7 protein-coding genes are annotated in these 6754 nt (G+C 57.3%); 5 read left to right on the plus strand and 2 right to left on the minus strand.

The window, feature by feature from the left end:
• Nucleotides 1–27: 27 nt before the first annotated feature.
• From hemE to E0L20_RS22855, 5 genes are all read left to right on the plus strand, one after another.
• Nucleotides 28–1092: a uroporphyrinogen decarboxylase gene (gene hemE, locus E0L20_RS22835; RefSeq protein ID WP_131635907.1), complete on the plus strand. Its 1065-nt coding sequence runs from the start codon at nucleotides 28–30 to the stop codon at nucleotides 1090–1092.
• 9 nt (nucleotides 1093–1101) lie between these two features.
• Nucleotides 1102–1773 carry a deoxyribonuclease V gene (nfi, locus tag E0L20_RS22840; protein WP_131635908.1) on the plus strand — a complete coding sequence of 224 codons (672 nt, stop codon included), beginning with the start codon at nucleotides 1102–1104 and terminating at the stop codon, nucleotides 1771–1773.
• Nucleotides 1774–1814: 41 nt separating this feature from the next.
• Nucleotides 1815–2405 (plus strand): YjaG family protein, encoded by a 591-nt coding sequence (locus E0L20_RS22845; RefSeq protein WP_131635909.1) that lies wholly within the window; start codon nucleotides 1815–1817, stop codon nucleotides 2403–2405.
• 186 nt (nucleotides 2406–2591) lie between these two features.
• Nucleotides 2592–2864, plus strand: coding sequence for a nucleoid-associated protein HU-alpha (hupA, locus tag E0L20_RS22850; protein WP_002445246.1), 273 nt, complete (start codon nucleotides 2592–2594; stop codon nucleotides 2862–2864).
• Nucleotides 2865–2875: 11 nt separating this feature from the next.
• Complete coding sequence (locus tag E0L20_RS22855) at nucleotides 2876–3568, plus strand: DUF1481 domain-containing protein (protein WP_131635912.1); 693 nt, start codon at nucleotides 2876–2878, stop codon at nucleotides 3566–3568.
• Nucleotides 3569–3617: 49 nt separating this feature from the next.
• Here E0L20_RS22855 and purD read toward each other — a convergent pair whose 3' ends face one another.
• A complete protein-coding gene (purD, locus tag E0L20_RS22860; RefSeq protein WP_131635910.1) occupies nucleotides 3618–4910 on the minus strand; it encodes a phosphoribosylamine--glycine ligase in 1293 nt (430 codons plus the stop codon).
• A 15-nt stretch (nucleotides 4911–4925) separates the two neighbouring features.
• A complete protein-coding gene (gene purH, locus E0L20_RS22865) occupies nucleotides 4926–6515 on the minus strand; it encodes a bifunctional phosphoribosylaminoimidazolecarboxamide formyltransferase/IMP cyclohydrolase (RefSeq protein ID WP_131635911.1) in 1590 nt (529 codons plus the stop codon).
• Nucleotides 6516–6754 lie beyond the last annotated feature (239 nt).

A 6754-nucleotide genomic window follows, 5' to 3' on the forward strand; every position in this document is an offset into this window, starting at 1 on the left:
CGGACTGACGCAATAAGGAACTGCAAAATGACCGAACTGAAGAACGATCGTTATCTGCGTGCGCTGCTGCGCCAGCCCGTTGATGTCACCCCTGTGTGGATGATGCGCCAGGCGGGCCGCTATCTGCCAGAGTACAAAGCCACGCGCGCGCAGGCCGGCGATTTTATGTCGCTGTGCAAAAACGCCGAGCTGGCCTGCGAAGTGACGCTCCAGCCGCTGCGCCGGTATCCGCTGGATGCGGCCATTCTTTTTTCGGACATTCTGACCATCCCGGATGCCATGGGGCTTGGGCTCTATTTCGAAACCGGTGAAGGCCCGCGCTTTAGCTCACCGATTAAGAGCAAAGCCGACGTTGATAAACTGCCGATCCCCGATCCGGAAGGCGAGCTGGGCTACGTGATGAACGCTGTGCGCACCATTCGCCGTGAGCTGAAGGGCGAAGTGCCGCTGATTGGCTTCTCCGGCAGCCCGTGGACGCTGGCAACCTACATGGTGGAAGGCGGCAGCAGCAAAGCCTTTACCGTGATCAAAAAGATGATGTACGCCGAGCCGCAGGCCCTGCATACGCTGCTCGAAAAGCTGGCGAAGAGCGTCACGCTCTATCTCAACGCGCAGATCAAAGCGGGCGCGCAGTCGGTAATGATTTTCGACACCTGGGGCGGCGTGCTGACCGGGCGCGATTATCAGCAGTTCTCCCTGTACTACATGCATAAAATTGTCGACGGCCTGCTGCGTGAAAACGAAGGCCGCCGCGTGCCGGTGACGCTGTTCACCAAAGGCGGCGGTCAGTGGCTGGAAGCGATGGCGGCAACCGGCTGCGACGCGCTGGGCCTCGACTGGACGACCGATATTGCCGAGGCGCGCCGTCGCGTGGGCGACAAAGTGGCGCTGCAGGGCAACATGGACCCGTCCATGCTTTACGCGCAGCCAGCCCGCATTGAAGAAGAAGTGTCGACTATACTGTCTGGTTTCGGCCAGGGTGAAGGCCACGTCTTTAACCTCGGCCACGGCATTCATCAGGATGTGCCGCCAGAACACGCAGGCGTATTTGTGGAGGCGGTGCATCGGCTTTCTGCCCAGTATCACAAGTAAGGAGTGGTTATGGATCTCGCGTCGCTACGCGCTCAGCAAATCGAACTGGCTTCATCGGTGATCCGCGAGGATCGTCTGGATAAAGATCCTCCGCAGTACATTGGCGGGGCAGACGTTGGGTTCGAGCAGGGCGGTGAAGTGACGCGGGCGGCGATGGTAGTACTGAAGTACCCCTCGCTTGAGCTGGTGGAGTACAAGGTTGCGCGTATCGCCACCACCATGCCCTACATTCCCGGCTTTCTCTCCTTCCGCGAATATCCCGCGCTGCTCGCAGCGTGGGAACAGCTCTCGCAAAAACCCGATCTGCTGTTCGTTGACGGACACGGTATTTCCCATCCGCGCCGTTTAGGCGTTGCCAGCCACTTTGGGCTGCTGGTGGACGTACCCACCATCGGCGTCGCCAAGAAACGCCTCTGCGGTAAGTTTGAGCCCCTCTCTGCCGAGCCGGGCGCGCTGGCACCGCTTATCGATAAAGGCGAACAGCTGGCGTGGGTCTGGCGCAGCAAGGCTCGCTGCAACCCTTTGTTCATCGCCACGGGGCATCGGGTAAGCATGGATAGCGCCCTGGCATGGGTACAGCGCTGCATGAAGGGCTATCGCTTGCCGGAACCGACGCGCTGGGCCGATGCCGTTGCCTCGTCGCGTCCGGCCTTCATTCGTTGGCAGGAAATTCAGCCGTGATTCAGGTAAACTGCGGCTAATTTTCGATTCGAGACATCATCATGTTACAAAACCCGATTCATCTGCGCCTTGAGAAGCTGGAAAGCTGGCAGCACGTCACCTTCATGGCCTGCCTGTGCGAGCGCATGTATCCCAACTATGCCGCGTTTTGCAAGCAGACCGATTTTGGCGAAGGCCAGATTTATCGCCGCATCCTGGATCTCATCTGGGAAACGCTGACGGTGAAAGACGCGAAGGTGAACTTCGACTCCCAGTTGGAAAAGCTGGAAGAGGCGATCCCGGCGGCGGATGATTTTGACCTGTACGGTGTCTATCCGGCCATTGATGCCTGCGTGGCGTTGAGCGAGCTGATCCACTCCCGTCTGAGCGGTGAAACCCTGGAACATGCGATTGAAGTCAGTAAGGCATCCATTACGACCGTGGCGATGCTGGAAATGACCCAGGAAGGTCGCGAAATGACCGACGAAGAGCTGCGCGCAAACCCGGCCGTTGAGCAAGAATGGGATATTCAGTGGGAGATTTTCCGCCTGCTGGCAGAGTGTGAAGAACGCGATATTGAGCTGATCAAAGGGCTGCGTGCGGACTTACGCGAGGCCGGTGAGAGCAATATTGGTATAATTTTTAACCAATGAGACAACAAAACGTGATTTAACGCCTGTTTTGTCGCACCTCGACTCTTCCCTTCTGCCCCCCGTCTGGTCTACATTTGGGGGGCGAAAAAAAGTGGCTATCGGTGCGTGTATGCAGGAGAGTGCTTTTTTGGCATTTTCGTCGCACTCGATGCTTAGCAAGCGATAAACACATTGAAAGGATAACTTATGAACAAGACTCAACTGATTGATGTAATTGCGGACAAGGCTGATCTGTCTAAAGTGCAGGCTAAAGCTGCTCTGGAATCTACCCTGGCTGCTATTACTGAGTCTCTGAAAGAAGGCGATGCTGTACAACTGGTTGGTTTCGGTACCTTCAAAGTGAACCACCGCGCTGAGCGTACTGGCCGCAACCCGCAGACCGGTAAAGAAATCAAAATCGCTGCAGCTAACGTGCCGGCATTTGTTTCTGGCAAAGCACTGAAAGACGCAGTTAAGTAAGACGCGTGGCAGTGAACAGTTTTAACGAAGGGGCGGCAACGCCCCTTTTGTCTTTCTGGCGTGGAACGCTCGCGCTGGCAGGCGTGCTGTTGCTGTCGGCCTGTAGCCACGACTCTTCCCTCCCACCGTTTACGGCCAGCGGCTACGCTGATAACCAGGGAGCGGTCAGGATCTGGCGCAAAGATTCAAGCGATGAGGTTCATCTCCTCTCCGCCTTTAGTCCGTGGCATAGCGGCAATACCTCAACGGCAGAGTATCGCTGGCAGGGAGACGACCTGTCGCTGATTGAACTGAACGTCTACAGCAAAACCCCCGAACACGTGAAAGTGCGTTTTGACGATCGCGGCGAGCTGAGCTTTATGCAGCGCGAGGTCAGCGGTCAAAAACAGCAGCTTTCCAGCGATCAAATCGCCCTCTACCGTTATCGTGCCGAACAAATCCGTCAGACCAGCGATGCGCTGCGTCTGGGACGCGTTGTGCTGCGCCAGGGGCGCTGGCATGCCGACAGGTCGGTAACCACCTGCGAAGGGCAGACGGTCAAGCCTGAGCTTGAATCCTGGGCGATCGAACATATTGAACGCCGCCAGCGTCATTCATCAGTTGAGGTGAGCGTGGCGTGGCTGGAAGCGCCGGAAGGCTCTCAGCTGCTGCTGGTGGCGAACGAAGACTTCTGCACCTGGCAGCCGACAGAGAAGAGTTTTTGATTTAAGTCCCCTCTCCCTTGAGGGAGAGGGTTAGAGTGAGGGTGTGAAATTACTCGCCCTGCTCACGCGCAATCGCACGATAGCCGATATCCTGACGGCTAAAGCTGCCGTTCCAGTGAATATCCGCCATCAGCGCATAGGCGCGCTTCTGCGCTTCTGCCACGGTATGGCCCAGCGCGGTCGCACACAGCACGCGACCGCCGTTGGTGAGCACGCGATCGTCGTCCGCCAGCTTCGTACCGGCATGGAACACCTTCGCGCCGTCAATTTCTTCCAGCGGCAGGCCGTGGATCTCATCGCCGGTATTGTAGTTGCCCGGATAGCCGCCCGCAGCAATCACCACGCCCAGAGACGCGCGCTCGTCCCACTCGGAGGTTTTCTCGTCGAGCTTGCCTTCGCAGGCTGCCAGACACAGATCCACCAGATCGGATTTCATGCGCAGCATGATGGGCTGGGTTTCCGGATCGCCAAAGCGGCAGTTGAATTCGATAACCTTCGGGTTGCCCTGCTTGTCGATCATCAGGCCTGCATAGAGGAAACCGGTGTAGGTGTTGCCTTCCGCCGCCATCCCTTTCACGGTTGGCCAGATGATGCGGTCCATGGTGCGCTGGTGTACTTCATCCGTCACTACCGGGGCAGGGGAGTAAGCGCCCATCCCGCCGGTGTTTGGGCCGGTATCGCCATTGCCCACGCGCTTGTGATCCTGGCTGGTGGCCATCGGCAGGACGTGCTCGCCGTCGACCATCACGATAAAGCTGGCCTCTTCACCGTCGAGGAACTCTTCGATCACGATGCGGTGGCCCGCGTCGCCAAAGGCGTTGCCCGCCAGCATATCCTGAACCGCGGCTTCGGCTTCTTCGATCGTCATCGCCACGATAACGCCTTTACCCGCCGCCAGACCGTCGGCCTTGATCACAATCGGCGCGCCTTTTTCACGCAGATAGGCCAGAGCTGGCTCAACTTCGGTGAAGTTCTGATATTCCGCCGTCGGGATGTTATGACGTGCGAGAAAATCTTTGGTGAAGGCTTTAGAGCCTTCCAGCTGCGCGGCGCCTTGCGTTGGCCCAAAGATAGTCAGGCCCGCCGCGCGAAATGCATCAACGACGCCAATCACCAGCGGCGCTTCCGGGCCCACGATGGTCAGATCGATTTTCTCACTTTGGGCAAAGCTCAGCAGCGCCGGAATATCGGTTACGCCAATGGCGACGTTCTGCAGAGTCGGCTCCAGCGCGGTTCCGGCGTTACCCGGCGCCACAAAGACGGTTTCAACCCGCGGAGACTGCGCCGCTTTCCACGCCAGAGCGTGCTCGCGCCCGCCGTTACCAATCACTAATACTTTCATTTTCTGCTCCGGGAATTAATGGCGGAAGTGACGCATGTCGGTGAAGATCATCGCAATGCCGTGCTCGTCGGCGGCGGCAATCACTTCGTCGTCGCGGATAGAGCCGCCAGGCTGGATCACGCAGGTGATGCCCACAGCAGCTGCCGCGTCGATACCATCACGGAACGGGAAGAAGGCGTCAGAGGCCATGGCAGAGCCTTTCACTTCCAGCCCTTCGTCGCCTGCTTTAATGCCCGCGATTTTCGCGGAGTAGACGCGGCTCATCTGGCCGGCACCTATCCCGATGGTCATGTTCTCTTTGGCGTAAACAATGGCGTTGGATTTCACGAACTTCGCCACTTTCCAGCAGAACAGCGCGTCACGCAGTTCCTGTTCGGTCGGCTGACGTTTGGTCACCACGCGCAGGTCGGCTTCTGTCACCATGCCCAGATCGCGGTCCTGCACCAGCAGGCCGCCGTTCACGCGCTTGAAGTCCAGGCCCGGAACGCGCTCCGCCCACTGGCCGCAAACCAGCACGCGCACGTTCTGTTTGGCCGCGGTGATTTTCAGCGCCTCTTCGGATGCGGATGGCGCGATGATCACTTCAACAAACTGGCGGGAGATGATGGCCTGCGCGGTTTCAGCATCCAGTTCGCGGTTGAAGGCAATAATGCCGCCGAACGCAGAGGTCGGGTCGGTTTTGTAGGCGCGATCGTAGGCATCAAGAACAGAGGTGCTTACCGCAACGCCGCATGGGTTCGCATGCTTGACGATAACGCAGGCCGGCTCGCTGAACTCTTTCACGCATTCCAGCGCGGCGTCGGTGTCGGCAATGTTGTTATAGGAGAGTGCTTTGCCTTGAACCTGCTGGGCTGTCGCAACAGAGGCTTCTTTTACCTCTTCTTCTATATAGAAGGCTGCCTGCTGGTGGCTGTTCTCGCCGTAGCGCATATCCTGCTTCTTAATGAAGTTCAGGTTCAGGGTGCGCGGGAAGCGGCCGGAAGGATCTTTGCTTTCACCGTGGTAAGCCGGTACCAGGCTACCGAAGTAGTTGGCGATCATGCTGTCGTATGCGGCAGTGTGTTCGAAGGCTTTGATGGCGAGGTCGAAACGCGTTTCAAGCGTCAGTGACCCGTCGTTGGCATCCATCTCATTAATAATGGTTTCGTAATCGCTGCTCTTTACGACGATGGCCACATCTTTATGGTTCTTGGCCGCGGAGCGCACCATGGTCGGGCCGCCGATATCAATATTCTCTACGGCGTCTTCCAGTGAACAGCCTTCGCGGGCAACGGTCTGGGCAAACGGGTAGAGGTTAACGACAACCATATCGATTGGGGCGATATCATGCTGTTCCATAATACCGTCGTCCTGACCGCGACGGCCAAGAATACCGCCGTGCACTTTCGGGTGCAGGGTTTTGACGCGTCCATCCATCATTTCCGGGAAACCGGTGTAATCGGACACTTCGGTTACCGGCAGACCTTTATCTGCTAACAGGTGAGCGGTACCGCCTGTAGAAAGCAGCTCCACACCGCGTGCAGAAAGTGCCTGAGCGAATTCGACGATACCGGCTTTATCAGAAACACTGAGCAGAGCGCGGCGGACTGGACGACGTTGTTGCATGGTAAATCCCCTGGATTTCACGATTACAGAGAGCGTTAGATGAATTTTCCTGCGAAAAACTCATCTAACACACCTGACGGGGCATCCTTGTTAAGCGCGAGCATTTTAACGAAAACGTTTGCGCAACGCTCGCACATTTTCACTTTTTCGCATCATTGTGGATAAGTCTGTGTGTAAAAAGGTATAAAGCGGGGTTTTGCTGTGGAATGCAGCAGTCAGTCATTTTTATGTCATTTAGC

Origin of the sequence: Enterobacter wuhouensis, from assembly GCF_004331265.1 — a bacterium.
In the GTDB taxonomy this organism is placed as follows: domain Bacteria; phylum Pseudomonadota; class Gammaproteobacteria; order Enterobacterales; family Enterobacteriaceae; genus Enterobacter; species Enterobacter wuhouensis.

What these genes read in the sequence shown, in the direction of transcription:
- hemE (WP_131635907.1), top strand. Translation starts at nt 28, where the DNA reads ATGACCGAACTGAAGAACGATCGTTATCTGCGTGCGCTGCTGCGCCAG.
- nfi (WP_131635908.1), top strand. Translation starts at nt 1,102, where the DNA reads ATGGATCTCGCGTCGCTACGCGCTCAGCAAATCGAACTGGCTTCATCG.
- E0L20_RS22845 (WP_131635909.1), top strand. Translation starts at nt 1,815, where the DNA reads ATGTTACAAAACCCGATTCATCTGCGCCTTGAGAAGCTGGAAAGCTGG.
- hupA (WP_002445246.1), top strand. Translation starts at nt 2,592, where the DNA reads ATGAACAAGACTCAACTGATTGATGTAATTGCGGACAAGGCTGATCTG.
- purD (WP_131635910.1), bottom strand. Translation starts at nt 4,910, where the DNA reads ATGAAAGTATTAGTGATTGGTAACGGCGGGCGCGAGCACGCTCTGGCG.
- purH (WP_131635911.1), bottom strand. Translation starts at nt 6,515, where the DNA reads ATGCAACAACGTCGTCCAGTCCGCCGCGCTCTGCTCAGTGTTTCTGAT.